This window comes from Dyella tabacisoli, assembly GCF_003350925.1.
Taxonomy (GTDB): Bacteria; Pseudomonadota; Gammaproteobacteria; order Xanthomonadales; family Rhodanobacteraceae; genus Dyella_C; species Dyella_C tabacisoli.
This window is the reverse complement of record NZ_KZ857175.1, coordinates 410,384-431,943: the sequence shown is the minus strand read 5'-3', so window position 1 is coordinate 431,943 and position 21,560 is coordinate 410,384. Positions and strand designations below refer to the sequence as shown.

18 protein-coding genes are annotated in these 21,560 nt (G+C 60.5%); 8 read left to right on the top strand and 10 right to left on the bottom strand.

All coding sequences use genetic code 11. From position 1 onward, the window contains the following. Positions 1-100 precede the first annotated feature (100 nt). Positions 101-907, bottom strand: coding sequence for a co-chaperone DjlA (gene djlA / locus DVJ77_RS08795; protein WP_114845099.1), 807 nt, complete (start codon positions 905-907; stop codon positions 101-103). Continuing rightward, complete coding sequence (locus tag DVJ77_RS08790; RefSeq protein ID WP_114845098.1) at positions 904-1,215, bottom strand: c-type cytochrome; 312 nt, start codon at positions 1,213-1,215, stop codon at positions 904-906. Before DVJ77_RS08790 ends, djlA begins: the two co-directional genes overlap by 4 nt. Before the next feature lie 191 nt (positions 1,216-1,406). Here DVJ77_RS08790 and DVJ77_RS08785 point away from each other — a divergent pair, with 191 nt between their 5' ends. From DVJ77_RS08785 to DVJ77_RS08765, 5 genes are all read left to right on the top strand, one after another. Beyond that, positions 1,407-2,303, top strand: a complete 897-nt coding sequence (locus tag DVJ77_RS08785; RefSeq protein ID WP_114845097.1) for a phosphoribosylaminoimidazolesuccinocarboxamide synthase — start codon at positions 1,407-1,409, stop codon at positions 2,301-2,303. 24 nt (positions 2,304-2,327) lie between these two features. Further along, positions 2,328-2,660, top strand: a complete 333-nt coding sequence (locus DVJ77_RS08780; RefSeq protein ID WP_114845096.1) for a DMT family transporter — start codon at positions 2,328-2,330, stop codon at positions 2,658-2,660. Beyond that, the gene (locus DVJ77_RS08775; protein WP_225427905.1) at positions 2,660-3,148 is read left to right on the top strand and encodes an Mpo1 family 2-hydroxy fatty acid dioxygenase; all 489 of its coding nucleotides are present in this window, start codon (positions 2,660-2,662) and stop codon (positions 3,146-3,148) included. The genes DVJ77_RS08780 and DVJ77_RS08775 overlap by 1 nt, the downstream gene beginning before the upstream one ends. A gap of 7 nt (positions 3,149-3,155) precedes the next feature. Further along, entirely contained in the window at positions 3,156-3,566 is a 411-nt protein-coding gene (locus DVJ77_RS08770) for a hypothetical protein (RefSeq protein ID WP_114845095.1), read from the top strand. A 79-nt stretch (positions 3,567-3,645) separates the two neighbouring features. Next, on the top strand, positions 3,646-5,025 hold the full coding sequence (locus DVJ77_RS08765; RefSeq protein ID WP_114845094.1) for a Y-family DNA polymerase: 1,380 nt from the start codon (positions 3,646-3,648) through the stop codon (positions 5,023-5,025). 135 nt (positions 5,026-5,160) lie between these two features. On the opposite strand, the gene glnE is transcribed toward DVJ77_RS08765, so the two are convergent. Beyond that, entirely contained in the window at positions 5,161-8,031 is a 2,871-nt protein-coding gene (gene glnE, locus DVJ77_RS08760; protein ID WP_380038866.1) for a bifunctional [glutamate--ammonia ligase]-adenylyl-L-tyrosine phosphorylase/[glutamate--ammonia-ligase] adenylyltransferase, read from the bottom strand. Between the two features lie 172 nt (positions 8,032-8,203). Here glnE and DVJ77_RS08755 point away from each other — a divergent pair, with 172 nt between their 5' ends. Then, positions 8,204-10,138 (top strand): LTA synthase family protein, encoded by a 1,935-nt coding sequence (locus DVJ77_RS08755; RefSeq protein ID WP_318530913.1) that lies wholly within the window; start codon positions 8,204-8,206, stop codon positions 10,136-10,138. Between the two features lie 322 nt (positions 10,139-10,460). Continuing rightward, a complete protein-coding gene (locus DVJ77_RS08750; RefSeq protein ID WP_114845092.1) occupies positions 10,461-10,748 on the top strand; it encodes a hypothetical protein in 288 nt (95 codons plus the stop codon). Positions 10,749-10,923: 175 nt separating this feature from the next. Here the strand turns inward: DVJ77_RS08750 and groL are convergent, their stop codons facing one another. The 7 genes from groL to DVJ77_RS08715 form a co-directional block, all read right to left on the bottom strand. Beyond that, entirely contained in the window at positions 10,924-12,570 is a 1,647-nt protein-coding gene (gene groL, locus DVJ77_RS08745) for a chaperonin GroEL (protein WP_114845091.1), read from the bottom strand. A gap of 132 nt (positions 12,571-12,702) precedes the next feature. Beyond that, on the bottom strand, positions 12,703-12,996 hold the full coding sequence (locus tag DVJ77_RS08740) for a co-chaperone GroES (protein ID WP_114845312.1): 294 nt from the start codon (positions 12,994-12,996) through the stop codon (positions 12,703-12,705). A 490-nt stretch (positions 12,997-13,486) separates the two neighbouring features. Continuing rightward, positions 13,487-14,596 (bottom strand): acyltransferase family protein, encoded by a 1,110-nt coding sequence (locus tag DVJ77_RS08735; RefSeq protein WP_114845090.1) that lies wholly within the window; start codon positions 14,594-14,596, stop codon positions 13,487-13,489. Positions 14,597-14,780: 184 nt separating this feature from the next. Continuing rightward, the gene (locus DVJ77_RS08730) at positions 14,781-15,776 is read right to left on the bottom strand and encodes an alpha/beta hydrolase family protein (RefSeq protein WP_162791421.1); all 996 of its coding nucleotides are present in this window, start codon (positions 15,774-15,776) and stop codon (positions 14,781-14,783) included. A gap of 68 nt (positions 15,777-15,844) precedes the next feature. Further along, positions 15,845-16,849, bottom strand: coding sequence for an MBL fold metallo-hydrolase (locus tag DVJ77_RS08725; RefSeq protein ID WP_225427904.1), 1,005 nt, complete (start codon positions 16,847-16,849; stop codon positions 15,845-15,847). 29 nt (positions 16,850-16,878) lie between these two features. Next, complete coding sequence (locus tag DVJ77_RS08720) at positions 16,879-18,342, bottom strand: hypothetical protein (RefSeq protein WP_162791420.1); 1,464 nt, start codon at positions 18,340-18,342, stop codon at positions 16,879-16,881. A 65-nt stretch (positions 18,343-18,407) separates the two neighbouring features. Continuing rightward, entirely contained in the window at positions 18,408-18,989 is a 582-nt protein-coding gene (locus DVJ77_RS08715; RefSeq protein WP_114845086.1) for an NADPH-dependent FMN reductase, read from the bottom strand. Between the two features lie 542 nt (positions 18,990-19,531). On the opposite strand from DVJ77_RS08715, the gene DVJ77_RS08710 reads away from it, so the two are divergent. After that, entirely contained in the window at positions 19,532-21,535 is a 2,004-nt protein-coding gene (locus tag DVJ77_RS08710) for a phage tail sheath family protein (RefSeq protein WP_114845085.1), read from the top strand. The last annotated feature ends 25 nt before the right edge of the window (positions 21,536-21,560 follow it).

Below are 21,560 nucleotides of genomic sequence, written 5' to 3'. Positions count from 1 at the left end.
CAAGAGCAAAAACAAAGAAAAATCAAAAAAGAACGCGGACCTGCAATATCCCCTAGAACTTCATGTTCCCCGTCCCCCGTTCCCCATTCCCCGCTCTCAATCACTTAAACCCACGATCACTCTTGATGCGCTCATAGGCCGCGTTGATATCGCTGGCGCGCGACTCGGCGCGGCGGCGCATATCTTCAGGTAGATCGCCGAGGCGGTCGGGGTGATGTTCGGAGATCAGCTTGCGATAGGCCCGCTTCACCGCGCGGTCATCCGCACTATGGGCGATGCCCAGCACCGTATAGGGGTCGGGGCCTTGCGTATTGCGTTGCGGCGGCACGTAGTTGCCGTTCGAACCGTGGCCGCGCTGGCCGCCACCAGTACCGGTGTTCCAGGCGTAGCCTTTCATCGCCATCAACGCCATCAGCTCCATATCGCTGACGCGCAGAGCGAACGCAAGCTGGCGCAGGATCGACATCTGCTCCGGCGGTGGATTGCCCTCGGCCAGCACGGTTTCGATCACTACGTCCAGCACGGGAAAAGCATGATCGCGACGCATGCCGACCCATTGGCGCAAACCATCGATCGCCGGGGTCACGTTGAACTCTGGCTGTTTGCCGGCGTTAAAGCTGGTCACCGCCTGTTTGCGCTGCTCGGCGTCCAGGCCCATGCGCGCCATCAATCGCTCGGCGATGGCGATTTCCGCCTCTGACACGCGCCCGTCCGACTTGGCTACCGCACCCAGTAAGGCAAACAGCGGCCCGATAAAACCGCCTACCTCCGGTGTCGCGTGGCGGCGCTGACTCTGCCGCACGCTGTCGATGATGAAGCCGCTGATGCCACCGACGATCGCGCCAGGCAAGCCATGGCCCAGGATCAGGCCAAGAAATGCCAGCCATAAGGTCCAAGTGAAGTTCATGGCCGGCCCTGCTGCGGTGACTGTGCGCTATACCAGCGAGCCAGCTCGGCCAGATCGGCGTCGCTCATCGGACCCACCGCGGCGCGCATCAGCGGGACATTGCGGCGGCCGTCGCGATACTGCTTCATCGCCTCAAGCAGATAGTCGGCTTTTTGTCCGGCCAGGTGCGGCGCAGCGGGAATCTGTGCCATGCCGGTTTCGCCATGGCAGGCCGCACACAGCCCCAACCGCGCCGGTTTGACCGGGGCACTGGCAAGGGCAGGCAAAGCGACGGCCAGACAACATGCCGCAATCAATACGGTTCGCATCGGCAATAGACAAGGTTAAAAGTCGGTGATTCTACCAGCGTGCGCGGAGCTTTCCTGACTGCCGACCATGGAAGAAGCTCAAAGAGAGCATCCAGATCAGGGCGGTGCCCATCCGATTCCCGGCCGGCAAGCCCGGCAAGCAACAGCCCGTTACAATGGCCCGCTTGTTCGCCCCTTTCAGGAACGCTCTCGTGCCCACCACCCTGCTGCAATCGAACCTGCCCGGCCTGGACCTGATCCATCGCGGCAAAGTACGCGATGTCTATGCCTTGCCCGGCAACCGCCTGTTGATCGTAGCTACTGATCGCCTGTCGGCTTTCGATGTGGTGCTGCCCGACCCGATTCCCGGCAAAGGCGAAATGCTCACGCAGATCTCCAACTTCTGGTTCGGCAAGACCGCCCACCTGGTGCCCAATCACTTGCTCGACGTACCGCTGGCGGAGGTCTTGCCGCCCGGTACCGATCTCGCCCTATACGAAAAGCGCGCGGTGGTAACGCGCCGCCTCAAGCCGGTACCGGTCGAGGCGATTGCCCGCGGCTATCTGATCGGTTCGGGCTGGAAGGACTACCAGGCCAGCGGCTCGCTATGCGGCATCAAGCTGCCGGCCGGCCTGAAACAAGCCCAGCAGTTGGCCGAGCCGATCTTTACCCCATCGACCAAGGCCGCCGTGGGTGACCACGACGAAAACGTCAGCTTCGATGCGGTCATCGCCGCCGTCGGGCCGGACCTCGCCGAACAGGTGCGCGTAGCCACACTCACTATCTACCAGTGGGCTGCCGCCTATGCCGCCGAACGCGGCATCATCATTGCCGACACCAAGCTCGAATTCGGCACCGATGAAGACGGCAAGCTTTATGTGATGGACGAGATGCTGACCCCGGACTCTTCGCGCTTCTGGCCCGCCGAAGAATATCGCGTCGGCATCAGCCCCCCCAGCTACGACAAGCAGTTCGTGCGCGACTATCTGGAAGACCAGGGCTGGAACAAACAGGCACCCGGCCCGCACGTACCGGCCGGGGTCATCGGCGTCACGGCCGCCAAGTACGCCGACGCGCTGCAGCGGCTGGCCGACCTCAAACTGGACTGAACCCGCTTTTATCCGAGTATCCGCATGAACGCCTGGCTGCTGCTTGCCATCGCCATCCTCGCCGAAGTCATCGGCACCAGCGCGCTCAAAGCCTCCGCCGGCTTCAGCCGACTGCTGCCCAGCGCGGTGGTGGTGGCCGGCTACGGCACCGCGTTCTATTTCCTCAGCCTTACTTTGCGGCATATTCCAATCGGCATCGCTTATGCGGTGTGGTCCGGCGCAGGCACTGTATTGATCGCCTTGATCGGCGTCATCGCTTATCGTCAGAAACTCGATCCGGCGGCGATCTTGGGCATTAGCCTGATCGTTGCCGGCGTATTGGTGTTGAACTTGTTCTCCAAAAGCGGGGCGCACTGATGAACGCACACGATGACAAACAGGCAAGCCCGCGCGACATGCAAGCGTGGCTCGATAGCTACAGCCAGGACCATCAAAACCCGACCAATCGTTTGCTGCATTGGATCTGCGTGCCGCTGATTGTGTGGTGCGTGATTGCCCTGCTATGGACCATACCGGTGCCGGCCACGCTTGGCCGCCCCGGTTTTATCGCGGTCGGCGCGCTGGTGCTGGCGTTCGCCTGGTACTGGAAACACTCGCATCGACTCGGCCTCGCCTTGCTGCTCGCATTGGCAGCGATGGCCGTACTGACCGAGCTGATCTACCAACAAATCGGCCCGTCATCGCTGCGCTGGCTGGCACTGGCTGTATTCGTGGTCGCCTGGGTCGGTCAGTTTATTGGCCATGCCATTGAAGGGCGCCGCCCAAGCTTTCTCACTGACCTCGCCTATTTGCTGATCGGCCCAGCCTGGTTGATGGACAAACTACTGCGCCGCTTCAACGTCTAGGAATCGCATGACCACTGCCCTCACCGTCATAAGCAGCCTGCTCTGGTGGGTGCTCTACAGCAGCATCGGCGCACTTTTCATCGCGCTGGTCGCCTGGATCGTGCTGCGCTGGAGCGAGCGCTGCGCGGTGGTGTTCAACCGCACCTACCTCGCCTGCCTGCTATGGAATTTGTTCGGCATGCTGCTGATCGCCGGTGTCGCCATGCACGAGGGCCATATAAAGCCACCCTTTGCGCCACTACTCGCCTCCGGTTTGCTGCGCGGCGCATTGGTGATCGACATGCTGGTAGGTGTGGCACTGCTGTGGCGGCTGATTCCACGCGTCGACGCACGCCGCATTCGACCGACCAGCGCCTGCATGGCGGTGGCGGCGATCATGGCGATCGGTTTTGGAGTGGCCACGAGTTTGATGTCGTAAGAGACGCGCACGCCACCACTGTCGCGGGCCACGAGACAAGCGCAAGCTATACCGGCCGGCCATTCAAGCCTGACCCCATATGACTCTGCGTAGCCTGTTCATCGACTTCAACAGCTACTTCGCCTCGGTCGAGCAGCACGAGGAGCCGGCACTGCGCGGACGCCCCGTCGGCGTGGTGCCGGTGGATACCGACAGCACCTGCCTGATCGCCGCCAGCTATGAAGCGAAAGCATTCGGCGTCGGCACGGGCACCTTGGTACGTGAGGCGAAACGACAGTGTCCCGACATCGTGATCCGATTGGCGCGGCCGGAGCGCTACGTGGCCTGGCACAACACGCTATGCGAGGCGATTGACCGGGCCATACCCATCGCCAGGGTCGGCTCAATCGACGAAATGGCTTGCGAGCTGGTCGGCCGGCAGCGGCAGCGCGAGGTCGCCGTACAGGTCGCGCAACAGGTGAAAAAAGAGATTGCCAAGATCGCGCCGGGCGATGCCATTCGTTGTTCGATCGGTATCGCACCGAACGATTTTCTCGCCAAGACCGCCTCGGACATGCGCAAACCCGATGGCCTCACCGTGATCGAGCAGACCGACTTGCCGCACATGCTGCACACGCTGGAGCTGCGCGACCTGTGCGGCATCGGCCCATCGATGGAGCGGCGCCTGCACGACGACGGCATTACCACCGTGGCGCAACTCACCGCCGCCGGAAAACACCTACTGCGACATGCCTGGGGCGGCATCGAAGGGGAGCGCATGTGGGGCTTACTGCGCGGCACCTGGCTACCTTTGGCCGAAACCTCGCGCGGCTCGCTCGGCCATTCGCACGTGCTGGGGCCGGAGTTGCGCACTCCGGTCGGCGCCCGCGCGGTGCTGAAGAAATTACTGGTGAAAGCGGCGATGCGACTGCGCCGCTTTGACATGCTCAGTGGTGCATTGGCCGTGCGTATCCGCTTTATCGGCCATGACCAACGCTGGGAGGGCGACCTCAATTTCGACCCCACGGACGACAGCCGCGAACTGTTGCGTATGCTAAGCCGCATGATTGACAGCGGCCGCCGTCAAGGGCGCCTCTTGCCCGGCCCAATACGAGGCACTCCGCTAGCCGTGAGCGTTACCCTGCATCGGCTGATCGAACGCACACAAAGCAGTGGCTCGCTGTTCGCGCCCGCGGATGAGACGCGCAAAGTCGATGCGGTAGTGGATCGCATCAACGCCAAGTTCGGCTACAACAAGGTCTACTTCGGCAGTATGCAAACCGCGCTCGATCACGATGCCGCGCCCATGCGTATCCCGTTCAACCGCATTCCCGATAACGCCAGCGAAAACGAGCAACGCGAGAACGACGCCCAGCACCATGCACTGTGGCTGCAATCGCTTAATCGAGCCAAGGTGCTGGCTGAAGGCGCGCATCGGCGCGAGGCACAGGAACGGAAAGGGTTTGATAAGAAGGGGTGAGGTTTTTTTTGGCCTTGCCGCAAAACTTCACCCCTCCCCAGCCCTCCCCTGCAAGCAGGGGAGGGGGCTAATGGCTCCTCCCCCTGCTTGCAGGGGGAGGTTGGGAGGGGGTGAAGCCTTGCAGCAGTACAAAAGCTAAAAAGCCAACCCCAACGCCCCGGTAACCTCTCGCACCGCCGCGCTTATCTGCTCAAGCTCACTGTCACGCGGCGCAATCCGCGAACGCAGATCGAGCGTACAAGCCAGCGCACGCCGCAATAGTTCGGCATGTGCCGTCGTGAATACCGCGGCCTGACCCGCATCAAGCAAACCCGCCTCACGGCACGCATCGATCAAGGCCGCGTTGGCGGTAATCGCGAGCAAGGCGGGGTATTCATTCGCGTAGGTCAACACCAACCCTTGCAGGGCGAATTCAATATCGAGCAAACCGCCATGCCCCTGCTTGAGATCGAATTGCCTGGCATCGGAACGATCGCGCTCGGCGCGCCAACGCTGGCGCATGCTACTGACCTCTTGCAGTACGGCGGTGCGATCGCGTGGTACGGCGAGCACCTGCCGACGCACCTCGGCCAATTCGGCGGTCAATGCCGCATCGCCGGCCACCGGCCGCGCACGCAACAGCGCTTGGTGCTCCCATGTCCACGCGCGGCTTTTCTGATAAGCGGTAAAGGCGTCCAGACTCCCCACCAGCAAGCCTTTGGAGCCGTCAGGCCGCAGGCGCGTATCCACCTCATACAAACGGCCGGCACGAGTCAGCACGGTCAGCCAGTTCACCACGCGCTGCACCAGTCGCTGGTACCAGCGCGCGCCTTCCAGCGGACGGACGCCGTCGCTCATCGCATGAGCATGCTTGCCGTCATAGACAAACACCAGATCCAGATCCGAGGCGAAGCCCAGTTCCTCGCCGCCGAGACTGCCGTAGCCGAGCACGGCGAAACCGGAGCCCTCCGGCAGACGCCCATGCTGGGCGATCAGTTCGCGCTCGGCCAAAGCCATCACCGCCAGCACCACCGATTCGGCCAGCGCAGCCAGCCGGCGTGCCGTCGCAACGGCATCGGCACGGCCGTCGTTGAAAGCCAGGCCCAATCGAAACGCAATACTTGCCTTGAACTCATTGATGCGCTCCAGCTCGGCCTCGGCCTCACGCTCGTCCAGGGTGGCCAGCACGCGCGTGATCTCTGCGCTGATGTCCGCGCGCTTGAGCGGCAACTGATCGATACGCGGATCGAGCACATCGTCGAGCAAGAGCGGCTGCGCAATCACTCGTTCGGCCAGAAAGGCACTCCCGGCGAACAGCCCAGCCAGCCGTTTTCGCGCGGATGGCTGCTCTTCCAGCAAGGCCAGATACGACGAACGTCGCGCCACCGCCAGCACCAGTCGGCACAGCCGCAACAAACAAGGCACGGGTGCCGTGCTTTCGCGTGCGGCAATAAATAGCTGCGGCATCAAACGATCCAATCGCTCACGCGATTGCGCCGACATCGCCCGCACTGCCGCGGCCTGCGGCAACTTCATCAGTGCTTCGGCTACCTCCGCGCCCGGCGCAAAACCGGAAGCCTCAAAGGCCGCGGCATGGCTGGTACCGGCGCAAACCTCTTGCCATAACACGGCATCGGCCACCGGCACGCTGGCGGTGCGCCCACCTTGCGGCATCAAGACAGCGGCAAATTCCTCACTGACGATGGCCCGATGGTGACTCAATACCTCCGCCAGCTCCGACCAGCTCGCATGTCCCAACCCCAACGCGATGCGCTCGCGACTCAAGGCGTCATCGGGAATATCATGGGTTTGCGCATCGCGCAGCATCTGCACGCGATTCTCGACCCGGCGCAAGACCACATAGGCTTCACGCAATGCCTTGGCGCGCGCCGCGCCGATGTGTCCGCGTGCTTCGCAGGCGGTCAAGGCAGGCAACAGGCCGCGCACGCGCAGGCTGGGTTCGCGTCCACCGCGAATCAGTTGCGTCAACTGCACGACGAACTCGATCTCGCGGATACCGCCGGGACCTAATTTGAGGTTATCGGCCAAATCCTTGCGCGCGACTTCCGCGTCGATCAGCGACTTCATTTCGCGCAGACCGGCGAAGGCGGTGTAATCGAGATACTTGCGATAGACGAACGGACGCAACAGCTCTTGCAACTGCTTGCCGGCGTGGCGATCGCCGGCGACCGGGCGCGCCTTGATCCAGGCATAACGCTCCCAATCGCGCCCCTCGCTCTGGTAGTACTGCTCCATCGCCGGAAACGGCAGCGCCAAGCGCCCGGCATTACCAAACGGGCGCAGGCGCAAATCGACCCGCGCACAAATGCCGTCTGAGGTGGGCTCATTGAGCAGGCGCACCAATTGGCGGCCTAAGCGCACGAAGTATTCGCTGTTGTCGAGCGAGCGCGAACCATCGCTCTGCCCGCCTTGCGGATACGCCAGTACCAGATCGATATCAGATGAGAAATTCAGCTCGCTGCCGCCGAGCTTGCCGAAGCCGACCACCACCATGCGCTGCAATGCGCCATCGTGATCGCGACTATGACCATAGCGTGCCGCCAATGCCTGCTCGGACCAACCCAGCGCCGCGCCCAGCAGCGCTTCGTACAGCGTGCTGGTGGCCGCCAGCGTCTCGGACAATTGGTCCAGCCCATTGACGTCGCGAAAAACCAGACGCAGCGCCTCGGCATGGCGAAAGCGCCGCAGTAAGGCCAGACTCTCGGTTTCGTCCGCGACCAGCCTCACGGCCTCGATGCGTGTGCCGGCGTCATTGCCTGAGCGCAGGCGCTCTAGTCCTTGCGGGGCAAGTAATTGCGGCTGACGCAACCAGGTATCGAACGCGAAGTCGCTGGCCAGGATCGTGCGGCGGATTCGCTCGGCGACACCGGCATCGTCATGCAGCGGCACACCGACAGCGCGGCAGCGGGCAACCAGTTCAGCATAGCGATCGTCGATCAGCGCACGCAGCGCAGGGGATTCGGCAAGTAGAGGCATCGCTGCATTGTGCCGCAGATAGCCGTTCATGACTGCCAGGTAACCGTATGGAGCGCAGACGATGCGCGTGGTGCACGGCGCTCGCCACTCCGCGTTCGATCTACAACCTGTTCGTAAACATCGACCCCGAACATTTCGTTCATGTCCGGTTGATTACATTTCGATGTTCAAACCATGACAGCACCCTCCCCCAAGAACTGCCATGCCCCCAACGCTTAGTAAACCAGCCCTCATCCAATCAGCCCTGGCCTGGTGCAAGCGCCACCAACGCTTGCTGATGACCCATATCGGCTTGCCGCTGTTGCTGGCGATTGCCTTTGTGCTGCTGACCGGCGGGCTCGATGGCGGTAATGGAGTGGCGCCCGCGCGCCTGTTCGAGCAACCGCACTACCTGCTCGCCAACGCGCTGCCCGGCCTGTTGCTGACGGCGGTGCTGCTAGTGATGAGCCGGCGTCTGCTGTGGTCGTTCGGCGTGGCCTTTCTACTGCAGGGCCTGCTGTACGGCATCAATACGCTGAAGGTGAACAATCTCAGCACGCCGTTGATGCCGGCCGATTTCCGCATGGTCGGCCAGTTGCGCAAAGGTGGCCTGCAATTACTCAGTGGCTACTTGCCGAGTAGCCCATGGCCTTATCTGGTCTTGCTTGGCGGCATCGCCTTGGTGATTGTGGCCTGGCGCTACGAACCGGTGCTGTTCGCACGCCGCACCCATGGCAAGCGACTGCTCGCTGGCGGCACGCTCGCCATGGCCCTGGGTAGCTTGCTGGCCGGCACGCCGGGCTGGGCACATATGTACAACGGCAAGCAGCTATGGATGGAGCCATGGTCGGCCGCGGGCACCGCCGAGCACTCGGGCCTGGTCAGTTCGCTGTTGATGTTCCATCTGCACTACGGCCATCAGCGCAAGAAGGCCGACCCGCAAGCGGCGATAGCCTTGCTCAGCCAGACCGATCAAGCCCTGCGCCAGTACATGGCGATCAGCCCGGAAGCCGCCAGCGAGCTGCCGGACATCGTGGTGATACAAAGCGAGTCATTGTTCGACCCGCGCATTCTCAAGGGCTACGAACACAGCGATTTCTTGCCCAACGTGCGGCGGCTGGCGGCAGCCGGCAGCAGTGGCCCGCTTCATGTGCCTACTTTTGGCGGCGGCACGATCCGCACCGAGTTCGAGGTGCTTACCGGTTTGTCGCTGCGTTACTTCGACGATCTGCAGTTTCCGTATCTGCAAATGAATACCAAGGTGGTGCCCGGCATGGTGCGCACGTTGCGCGCGCACGGTTATGAAACCACCGCGCTGCACGGCAACGATCCCTCATTCTGGAACCGCCACACGGCGTTCAAGGCGATTGGCTTCGATCACTTCATCTCGCAATCGGCATTTCCTCGCGATGCGGCGAAGGACGGGCAGTACATGTCCGATCACGCGATGACCAACGAAATACTGGCGCAGTTGAAAAATGCCGGCCCGCCGCAGTTTCTTTTTGCGATCAGTATCGAAGCGCATGGCCCTTACGACACCAGCCCCGGCATCGACAGCGCCGAACGCGACGCCATCCCTGTCCCGCCGGGCGTCGTCGGCAAAGACAAACTCGAACTGCAGAACTACCTCTATCACATAGGTCACGCCGATCAGGAACTCGGCCGCCTGGCCGATCAACTGGCCAAACGCGAGCGGCCGACCTTGTTGCTGTTCTACGGAGACCACCTGCCCGCGCTGGCCGGCGTCTACAGCACGGCGGGCTTTGTCGATGGCAAAGACATGCTCAGCCAGGCCGGCACCTGGCTGCTGGTCGATCCGCGCAATCCACGCCAGCCTGAGCACACCGACCTGGCCTCATGGATGTTGCCCGGCAAGCTACTCGAACACGCCGGCATCCACGACGACGCTTATTTCGCACTGACCCAGGTGCTGGCCCCACAACTGGCCGGGCTGACCCATGCGCCGGGCGCATCGCCGCAAACGCAGGACAGCCCCGAGCGGCATCTCGACAACGCCATGGCCAACGTCGCCCTGCTGCGCCTGAAAGGCAGGCTCGATCCGCTACTGCCCAAGGCCGAGCCATTGCCGCGCGAAAGCGGCATAGCCAACCATGACCCACATCCAGGCGCTGCCGCCGCCGCTGGCGTACATCAATAGTTCCGGCGCGCTCCCGTAGTGCGTCCAGCCACGCTGCCGTGACGGCCATCACCCACTGTTGAGCCTCCGCAACCGATCATTTAGCGCCATCATCTAGGTGGTCATCTAGATGTCATGGCGATGCGTTGTGATTCGATCAAGAATCAAGGGCTCCAACATCCGTTTTACTTTATCGACAAGCCTCGATTCAGTGAGCTGTCTATCCGTTAAAGAAATTTGTATCAGGCCGGTTTTGTTCAGCAAACAGCAGGCACTCGACCTCTAACTTTCACCCCAGCCACGGGCACCGATGTCCTGGCATCCACACTCTGGAGTTTGTCCCATGCGTAAGACCATGCTTGCCGCTTTCGTCGTCGCCGCTTCCATCCTGACCGTTCCGGCCTTTGCGCAGAGCACCGCTCCGGCAGCCGCTCCGGCAGCCGCCGCAGCTCCCGCTGCTGCACCGGCCGCGCAGGACGCGATGAAGTCCGCCGATGCTGCTGCCCCGGCAAGCGACGCTGCTGCCAAGCCGGCTCACAAGGCCAAGGCCCACAAAGCCAAAGGTCACAAGGCCAAGAAAGCAGCCGCTACCGATGCCGCCGCTGCCGAAGCACCGGCTGCCGGCAACTAAGCTCTAGCGACACGCTTCAGCATCACGCTGTAAGCCAAAACCCCGGGAGGCGACTCCCGGGGTTTTTTCATGGGAAACATCGCTAAGGCTATCGGTGCAACAACGGCCGATGCACGCAAAAAGAAAACCCCGCACAAGGCGGGGCTTTCTCGAAGTGCAATCTGGAAAGCGGGACTTAGAAGTCCATGCCACCCATGCCGCCCATACCACCCTGACCACCGCCATGACCATGGCCGTCGTCTTTCTTCGGCAGCTCAACCACCAGCGCTTCGCTGGTAATCAGCAGACCAGCGACCGATGCAGCGTGCTGCAGAGCGGTGCGGGTCACCTTGGTCGGATCCAGAATACCCATGGCAACCAGGTCACCGAACTCGCCGGTGGCGGCGTTGTAGCCGAAGTTGCCGGTGCCTTCCTTGACCTTGTTGAGGATCACGGACGGCTCATCGCCAGCATTGGCGACGATGGCGCGCAGCGGCGCTTCCAGCGCGCGACGGGTGATCGCGATGCCCAGGTCCTGGTCGGTGTTGTCGCCCTTCAGACCTTCGACAGCCTTCAGCGAGCGGATCAACGCCACGCCGCCGCCCGGCACCACGCCTTCTTCGACGGCTGCGCGGGTTGCGTGCAGGGCGTCTTCAACGCGGGCTTTCTTCTCTTTCATCTCGACTTCGGTCGCAGCGCCCACCTTGATGACGGCAACGCCGCCAGCCAGCTTGGCAACGCGCTCTTGCAGCTTCTCGCGGTCGTAGTCCGAAGAGGTCTCTTCGATCTGCGCCTTGATCTGGCTGATACGCGACTGGATGCGCTCGGCTTCGCCGGCACCGTCGATGATGGTGGTGTTTTCTTTGGTGATGACAACGCGCTTGGCGCGGCCGAGGTCGGCAATGGTCGCCTTCTCAAGCGCCAGGCCGACTTCCTCGGAGATCACCTGACCGTTGGTCAGGATCGCGATGTCTTCCAGGATCGCCTTGCGACGGTCACCGAAGCCCGGTGCCTTGACGGCAGCGACCTTGACGATGCCACGAATGGTGTTGACCACCAGGGTAGCCAGCGCTTCGCCTTCGACTTCTTCGGCGACGATCAGCAACGGCTTGCCAGCCTTGGCGACGGCTTCCAGCACCGGCAGCAGCTCACGGACGTTGGAGACTTTCTTGTCGTGAATCAGGATGAATGGGTCATCCAGTTCAACCTGCTGCGAAGCCTGGTTGTTGATGAAGTACGGCGACAGGTAGCCGCGATCGAACTGCATGCCTTCGACCACGTCGAGCTCATTCTCAAGACCCGAACCTTCTTCAACCGTGATAACGCCTTCTTTACCGACTTTCTTCATCGCCGTGGCGATGATGTCGCCGATGTTGGTGTCGGAGTTGGCCGAGATGGTGCCGACCTGGGCAATCGCCTTGTCGTCAGCCGTCGGGTTGGAGAGCTTCTTCAACTCGCCCACAGCGGCGATCACGGCCTTGTCGATGCCGCGCTTCAGGTCCATCGGGTTGATGCCGGCGGCAACAGCCTTGAGGCCTTCCTGGATGAACGCCTGTGCCAGCACGGTCGCGGTGGTGGTGCCGTCGCCAGCGACGTCGGACGTCTTGGAAGCGGCTTCCTTGACGATCTGCGCGCCGAGGTTCTCGTACTTGTCGGCCAGTTCGATCTCTTTAGCGACGGACACGCCGTCCTTGGTGATCGTCGGCGCGCCGAAGCTCTTTTCGAGCACGACGTTGCGGCCCTTCGGGCCCAGGGTGACCTTGACCGCGTTGGCCAGGGTGTTCACGCCTTTCAGGATGCGCGAGCGGGCGTCTTCGCCGAAGCGTACTTCTTTAGCTGCCATGGTTTTTAATCTCTGAGAATTTGGAAATAGGAGGTGAAAACGGTCAGAGCAAGGCGAGAGCGGGCGGGTTCCGGTGCGCGGTTACATCACGCGACGTCGACTCCCGTTGCCCCACTACGAGCGCCCGGCTACTCAGCCTTCGATGATCGCGACGATGTCGTCTTCTTTCAGGAAGACCAGCTCTTCGCCGTCGATCTTGATTTCCTGGCCGGCGTATTTGCCGAACAGCACGGTGTCGCCTTCCTTCACGCCCATCGGACGGAGGGTGCCACCAGCCAGAATCAGGCCATTGCCCGCTGCGATGACCTTGCCGCGAGTCGGCTTCTCGGTGGCGCTGTCCGGGATAACGATACCGCCGGCGGAGACACGCTCCTCTTCCAGGCGCTTGACGATGACGCGATCGTGCAACGGACGCAGTTTGCTCATGATTAGCTCCAGCAATGGATTGAGGTGATTGGAAAAAATGGTGACCCGGAGCGGCATCTTAGACGCTTTGCTAGCACTCTGGGTTGGTGAGTGCTAATTCTAGCGACGCAAAAATCCCCTGCAAGTGCGAGAGGAGCCGATCCCGTAGCCTGAGCTAGCTAGTGGGGGGGCGGGTGAAGGGTTTCAAGGGTTCGCCATACGGATCGAGCCGATCGGCTCGACCCTTTCGGTGCCGAGTCTGCTGACTGGAGTCAATTTGTGTACTCACCATGTCAGTAACCCAGAATCATGTCGGCGCAAAGCTCTCGCCCGGAGAAATCCACTGGAGAAATCCAAATGACCATCCGCCACTTGGATTTGACCTGCACCCAAACTGCCCTGAGACACGCGCAGCCCGTTTTGCCGGTGCAGGTAGATGCCCCCAGGCCGGTCCATTCCGTCCAATGGCCGCCCAAGCATCCCGCTCATCAGACTGTCGAAGATCTTCCAACTAGCCTTCGGAGCTACAGAGCAACAAGCGAGCACGCCTCTCAGCAATGCGCTGGCCTATGGCTATTCCGGGGACCTCAATGTATCGGTGAGTCAAATGAGCGATGGGCAATGAAATCATCAGAGTCAAGGCGGCGCACATCAAGTAGGACACCGTGGTATCGGGTACGCCGCGTTGAATAGCATGAAATGTGGGGACCAGAATCGCAATTACGACTGGGTGCGCCAGGTATAGCGAGTAGCTGACCTTGCCAAGATATGCCGTCGTGCGATTAACGACGAGCCCGACAGGGTATTTCGCCATGCCTAGCAACAGTGCCAGGTAGGCGAATCCATATAAAATCCAAGACCACGTAGCACTGATAGCTACGAAAGTCAGGATAAATGGCAGGGCTAAGAATAAAACCGCCCAAATAACCAAGAAATACAATCCTGCCGACCGCGCAAACATCACAGGCTTCATTTCGCCTTGACGATATAAATAATAGCCAACAATTCCCAATGTAAAGACCGGCAGATGACGTAATAGTCCAAAACTACCAGTAACAGCCGGGCTATCGAGACCAAGCCACCCTGAAGTCACGATTGATGTCAGTCCGATGGCGAGTATCGCCAATACCACCGCACTAAAGGTGGCTTGAACTATCCCAAAAATCATCGGGAACACGGCATAGAACAGCATCTCCACGCCAATAGCCCAACTCGCCCAGACAATGCCTTCCTTCCAACCGGGAAACAGGTTAAAGGTGAACGTCATATTGGCCAAAATTTCGGCAAACGAATGCCCCGCATGCCCCGCTCTTCCGTCGCGCCATACCGAGAAGGCGAGCCACACGAAAAATAACGGGGCGATGCGAAAAAATCGATGAATATAAAAGCTGGCGACCGGCGCCCCAGTGGCGGCATGCCTAGGCATGGTATAGCACAGCGAAAACGCACTAATTACAAAGAATAATGCAACACCGGAGCCACCGGCCTCCAATAACGGCTTTAAATAGGGTCCCGCGATCAAACTTGGAGACGGCATAGCCAACACGTGATAAATAACCACGTAAACAGCAGCCAAACCACGTAAAGAATCCAGAAAAGTCAGCCGTCCCTGCTTAATCATCAGACCGTTCACAGTTGAGTGTATTTTCCCTAGTGTAACCGGCCAAAGGACTGTTCGAGATCATTGACATGCATCGTTGACCTCGATGTGAGCATTCATCGCGCATGCGTCCAGGCGCGTGACGATTTGGCGTGACGATTGGGCATGAAAAACGGCGTGGTCACGACGCGAGCATGCCGATAGATCAGCTAGATCCCTGGAACCATTTTGTTAGCGCCTGACGAACGCTATCTAATGCGTGTTCGTCAGCAGACCATTGGTGCGGCATGCCGGCAAGCCGCACGAATTGGATTCGTCGCTCGCTTCCCGCCTTGCGGTAGTAGGGCAACAGGCCTTCGTATAAATCAGATGCGGCCTTCGGTGCGATGACGGAGTCATCGGCTCCCTGCACAAGAAGAAGTGCCGGGGGAGTGCCTACTCGGGCAATGCCCGCCGCGTACCGGGCGACGCCGGTCTTCTCGGCGATGGCTCGCGATTCCGGCGACCATAGATATTTTTGTCCGGTAGCCTGCTCAAGTGCCTGAACTGAAGCACTTAAGCCCGTAGAGGCATTAATCAGTACCACCGTGCCGATAGCAACCTTAGCCTGAGACATGGCATATAGGGCTGCGGCGCCGCCCGCTGAAAAGCCGACCAAGCCAATGCTCGCGCCAGGCGCCAAGCAGCCACGCTCCTTCAGTGCCGCGACGACCAGAGGCAGTTCGTCGCCTGCCCCGAGCACTGCAGGCTTGAATACCAGAAGCCCGAAATCTTGCTTTTGACGAAGGGCGAGTTCCTTGCCGCCTCCGGGAACAGCGCGCTGCCCAAAGAGCGGCAACCCGAGGTAGACCTTCACCGCGGGAATGTCATCCAGCGGAAGCGCATCCAACATCGCGCGTTCGCTCGCCGGAGGGCCAAATCCATGCCAAAGGATAATGGGCGACCTTGTCGTTTTTCTCGGTATGCGAAGGATGGCCGGCACGCCTGCCAGCGTCGTTCGCATCGTGACGATCTCGTCGCCGACCCTTTGTGCCTGTGCACAGGTCAAGGCTTCATCGGAATCAATAGGGTCGCTTACAGGCGTCGTATTCGGATAGGCAAACGCCGAAGATGCACAGCAGGCGAGAACGACCGCAAGCGCGCACAGCAGACGACTCGGAAAGCGACGCGCTGATGTACGCGAAATCAATTTGGTTTGCATTGGCAATCTGTCGCTACGACGGTGGACGCCATTGAACACTCTTTTGTCGGTCACGTATTCGATTCAGCTCACACGCTCTCGTAGACGAGCTTCGTAAACAGCTCCGGCGTAACGATGAAGTTTCCCCACTTGGCATCGAACGGTGCGGTGGGCTTGGCCGCGACCACCTCGGACAGAGTCTTTCCCTGACGCTTGAGTACCGCAACGCGATCGCGGATAGCCACGAGCATACTGCGATATTCGAGCAGTTTTTTGCGGTCCGCCACGGCGCCGTGCCCCGGCACGATGATCGTTTTGTCGGTAATGAATTTCAAATAGGAGTCGACCGCGGCGATGGTTCCATTGATGCCGCCGCCATGCTCATCATCGATGAACGGGTAAATTCCGTTCCAAAACGTATCGCCTGTCGCCAGCACATCGGCCTTCTTGAAGTAGACGGAAATATCGCCGTCGGTGTGGCTTGGCATAAGCGGATGCACGACGACAGATTCGCCATTCATCGTGTAGGTCTTGTCCGTCGTCAATCGAACCGACGGCACACCTTCCGCGGAAACGGGCGGAAACGTGAAGTTCCAATCCGAGACACGCGAAGCCTTGGTGAGGTGATCTACGGTTTGCGGCGTGGCGATAACCGTCGCGCCCGCTTCGTGAAGCCAGGCGTCGCCGTCCGAATGATCCCAATGCCAATGGGTATTGACGACGTACTTCACCGGCGCCGATCCGAGCTTGTCCAAGCTTGCCTGCATGGCAGGCTTGGACAAGGCGATGCCGGAATCAACCATGAATTTGCCGTCGGGGCCGCTCAAGACCGTGATGTTGCCGCCGGACCCTTCCAACTCCGCTACGTTGGCGCGTAGCGGGTGCGCAAGAATAACTCCCTTTGCCGCCTCGGCATTGACGTTGTCGACAAGACCTTTCTCGCTCAGTGCCGGTCCCGCCCATGCTGCTATCAGAGCCAACGAAAGAGTTCTTGCCACGAAATTTGCGGTTCTGATAGTCAACATGTTCGTACCTTGCTTGTCGGTATAGATCAGAGCAGCTCTTGGCGAGCCCCTTTCTCTGACTCGGAGCATTTACTACCTAATGCATTGGGCGGCCCGTCTTAATCCAGGCGATAGATGTGATACGCGTTGGCATCGGCAAAGGTGTCGGTGAAACTCGTGCCGTTGACCAGCGGGATCGTGCGCCCCTCGTTGACCACAGTGACCGTGGTCGCCCCGGAGCTTTTCACCGTGAACGTCACCGACTGGTTGGCCGGTGGCGGCGTGGCCGGTGTGCCGGAGGCGGCGAAGACATAGAAGTGGCTGCCGTCGTACTTCGCCATCGCGCTGACGTTGCCGGTCTGGGTCACGTAACCGTCCGCAAACGGCGACAACAGCACGTTGTTCAAGCTGTTCACCAGCCCGTTGAACGCGGTGACATTCTCCACCACGTTGTGGATCGTGACGCCGGGGGTCTGCTCGCAACTGTAGTCGCTGGTGGTCGGATCATTGCCGTCGATCAGCGTGGTGTTGTCGGTGCAGGGGCCGCCGAAATTGTGCTGGAACCACAAGATGCCGCGCGCACCGGCGATCAGCCCATGCATAGCCGCCGCCTTCATTGCCGGTGGTGTGATGCACTCCGTTCCGCCACTGACCGGGCAGCCGGTCTCCACATCCACGACCACCGGTTTCGATTGGTGGTTGAGTGTGTTGGACAGCGTCTGCAATCGCGTCACATTGAACGCGTAGTTCGCCGGCAGGGCGCGTTGCGCGTGGGTCAGCCCGATGGGCGTCGCGCCCGAGCAAATGCTTTCGCTGGCGGGGAAAAACGCGCAGCCGCCCTGAGAGTTCGCTTCGAGATCAGCATCGGTCAGCCAATAACTGTCGGCCGAGAGAATGTCCGAATAGCCCAGAAACACGGCCGCCTCGGAGTCCCACATCCAGAACAGCACGCCTTTGCCGTAGCCCTGATGCTTGGCCATGCTGTCCATCGGGTAGCCCGGCGAACCGTAGCTGGTGGGCAGGCCGGTGTAGGACCACTTCGATACGGTATAGCCGCACTCGCTGCCGGCAGGTATGCAGTCATTGGTGTTGGCGTTGGGGGCGGCCGGGTTCCATCCGTTGGCACCGGAGCCGTACTGCATATCCGCCTCGTCGTAACCGTCGTACGACACGGTTTCGGAGCCGCTGTTGGGCGTGGTGTCCGGCGCGGAAACATGCATGCCGCCGGCGCGGATCACGTCGTAGTCCGCACGCCATTGGCTGGGGTCGCCTGCCTTGCCGCCGAGGTTCCAGTAGATGTTTTCGCCCATGGCCGTGGCATAACCCACTTGCGTGGCATCGGCCGGCTGCTCCATCCATGCGCCCAGCAGAATATGGTTGTCCATCCATGCACTGCGGGGATTCTTGTTGGCGAAATAACCGGGGCCACCATCGATGTCACGCAGCGTGACACCCAGCGGGAGTGCGGCCTGAGAAACTTGAGCCGAGCCAATGCGCGGCAGAACACCGGTATCTGTCGCAAAACTGCTATGCGAAACCGTCAACGACAGCATCAAACAAAGAGGAAGCATCCTACGCGTCATGGCTTTCATCAGGTGTCCTTGGGGATAGGAGAGAGCGTGGGTTACAGCACGGTGGAACGAAACAATCAGTGAGTCACGGAAGCCCGGCGCATCATGTCCAGCACATGCCCGAGCGATGCACGCGTTGCCGGATCAATCAAGCGGCCTTGTGCGTCGAACGCAGCCGCTCCGTTATTCAAATAGACGGCCGGGCCGCTGAGAACCACCGAGCCGGTAGCAAACAAGACCTGTCGCAGCGCCGTTTGGGCCAGGCGAGTGCCCCAGCGTCCCGTGCTGGCACCGATCACCGCCACCGGCTTGCCGGCCAGTACGTCGCCGATGCTGCCGCGCGACAGCCAATCAATCGCGTTTTTGAGCACGCCGGGTATCGAATGGTTGTATTCCGGCGTGGCAATGAGAACGGCATCTGCTGCCGAAACCTGCGCGGCCAGCGCGCGCACCGGCCCCGTCGCGGTCATAAATTTTTCGCTGTCCTCGTCGAACATCGGGATCGCGGTCAACCCGTCATAGACATCGACCTGCAGATCTGTCGGCGCCATTTCCGCAGCAGCACGCAGCAACAAGCGGTTGATGGAGTCGCGCCGCAGACTGCCGGCTATCGCGATGACGCGACACGGCGGAGTGCGGTGGCTGATCGAATCTGGCATGTCGTCGTTCTATTGAATCAATACATGGGACGATGAAACTATATAAGCACTGTTACATATCATCCACCCAACTAAAGGCACGGTAGGCACGCGGACTTGAACAGGAGCAACGCTGAAACCGCACCCTGTCGATGCGCGCTGGAAACTGAGCCGGCCACCAGGGTGGCGTACGTCGCATGTGATGCCCATGCCGAATCGATCGGCACGATCTCTAGACGTCTAGACAGCGCCACGGCCCAAGGTGAGGCCCGGCGCATACAAATCACTTGTCATCGACAAACATACGGAAAATTCACGTAATGATTACCTGAATATTGAAATCATCCATCGCCTCAAACTCGGGGGAGTGAGAGAAGCAAAGCGCCGGCAGTTCATTACTGCGCCTGCATTTGCGCCTGCCCACGTATCGCAGGGGAATGAGCTGCACCCTGAAAGTCAAGGTTGTCACGCTCCAACACCGTCGCGACGGTGTTCAGTATGTATATCGCGAAGCTAGCGGCTTGCCCTTCCATCGTTCGTCTGAACTATAGGGGTTGTCAGTCATGCAGCTCACTTATCCTGGCGTTTACATCGAAGAGATTTCGAGCGGGGTGCATTCGATTATTGGCGTCGCCACGTCGATCGCAGCCTTCGTCGGCTATACCTCAAGCGGACCCGATCACAAGGCCGTCGAGTTATTCAATTTCGCCGATTACCAGCGCAACTTCGGCGGCCTCGCGGCAGACAGTGAGTTGTCCTATGCCGTGCAGCAGTTTTTCGCCAATGGCGGCACCAACGCCTTTGTCGTGAGGGTTCCCAAAGACGGATCCTCTGCGGCGCAGATAACCATACCGGACACCGCAGACACTGAAACGCTGCTGAAATTTCAAGCGCTCAGCAACGGAAAGTGGGCCGGCAATATCGCGATAACAATCGATTACATCGGCCTGACAAATGCCGACCCCGACGCTTTCAACCTGACCGTCACCAACATCAGTACCGGTGTCGCCGAGGTTTTTTCCAACGTCACCATGAAAACCACCTCGGCCAATTACGTCATGGCCGTAGTCAACGACCCGGATACCGGATCGGCCATGGTGCAAGTGCTGCCCCTCGTGCCTGGATCGCTGGCGCAACCGGCCCGAACCGGATTGATCTCCGGCTCGATGTCCGTCGCCGAGCAGACCGCCGCGCTCACCGCGTTGCAAGGCGCAGGGGCGGCGGGCCTGACTATCAAAATCGACACCGATACGGCAGTTGCTGTAACGCTGTATAACGCGACCGACCCTCGACCGGCCTCGCTGACCGAGGTCTATCGCATGCTGTCGGTCAAATGTGCGCGTGCCTTGCAGGCCGGGTATCCCGGCGCACAAGTCAATGTCATCCCGGTTCAATCTTCGCTGACGGCGACCCACATCGATGCGCTCAGCGTAGTCGCGCAGATTCCCGGCAAAACGGATTGCACCGTTTCTTTCGGCAGCCCGGCATCAGGCATCAACGTCTGTACTACGTTGAAACTCGATACCGCTTCATTGACCAGCGACAACGTGGCGGCGTATTGGATGGGCGGCACGAGCAAAGTCGCACCGCCGTACAACATCACCGTCACGGCAGCCTCCGATGGCACCGCACTGCCCACCGGCACCGAGCTGATCGGCGATGAATTGCTCGGCACGGGCATCTACGCGCTCGACAAAGTCGATCTGTTCAACATCCTCAGCCTGCCCGACGTGACGCGTGCAAAACCCGGCGCGCCCAGCTCGCCCGCGCTCAATGACTCCGACATCAACGCGGTCTACGCTGCGGCCATGGATTACTGTAAAAAGCGCCGTGCCTTCTTACTGCTGGACCCGCCACCGGATGTGGTCGATGTGCCCTCGGCCATCAATTGGCGCACCCACCGGCTTACCGTGAACGATCTCAACGGCGCGGCTTATTTCCCTCGCGTACGCATCGCCGATCCGTTGAATCAAAACCAACTTCGCAGCTTTGCGCCGTGCGGTGTCGTCGCCGGCGTCTATGCCACGGAAGACGGCAATCGCGGCGTATGGAAAGCGCCAGCGGGTATCGAGACGGTGATGTCGGGCGTGCAAAAGCTCACCTATAACCTCAGCAACGACGAGCAGGGTGTGCTCAACCCGATTGCGCTCAATTGCCTGCGCAGCTTCCCCATTTACGGCTCGGTGATATGGGGTGCGCGCACCTTGGTCGGCGCCGACGCGCAGGCTTCGGAATGGAAGTACGTGCCGGTGCGCCGCTTTGCGCTCTACCTTGAAGAAAGCCTTTATCGCGGCCTGCAATGGGCGGTGTTCGAGCCCAATGCCGACCCGTTATGGGCGCAGATCCGCATGAATGTCACCTCGTTCATGCAGAACCTGTTTTTGCAACACGCTTTTCAAGGGCTGACACCTACGCAGGCGTACTACGTGTTGTGCGATAGCTCCACCACGACGCAGGCCAACATAGATGCCGGCATCGTGAATATCGAAGTGGGTTTTGCTCCGCTGAAACCCGCCGAATTCGTCGTTATCCAGCTGCAACAGATGGCCGGTCAAGTCGCGGTCTGAGCTAGGTTCAACGGGAGACTTTCGT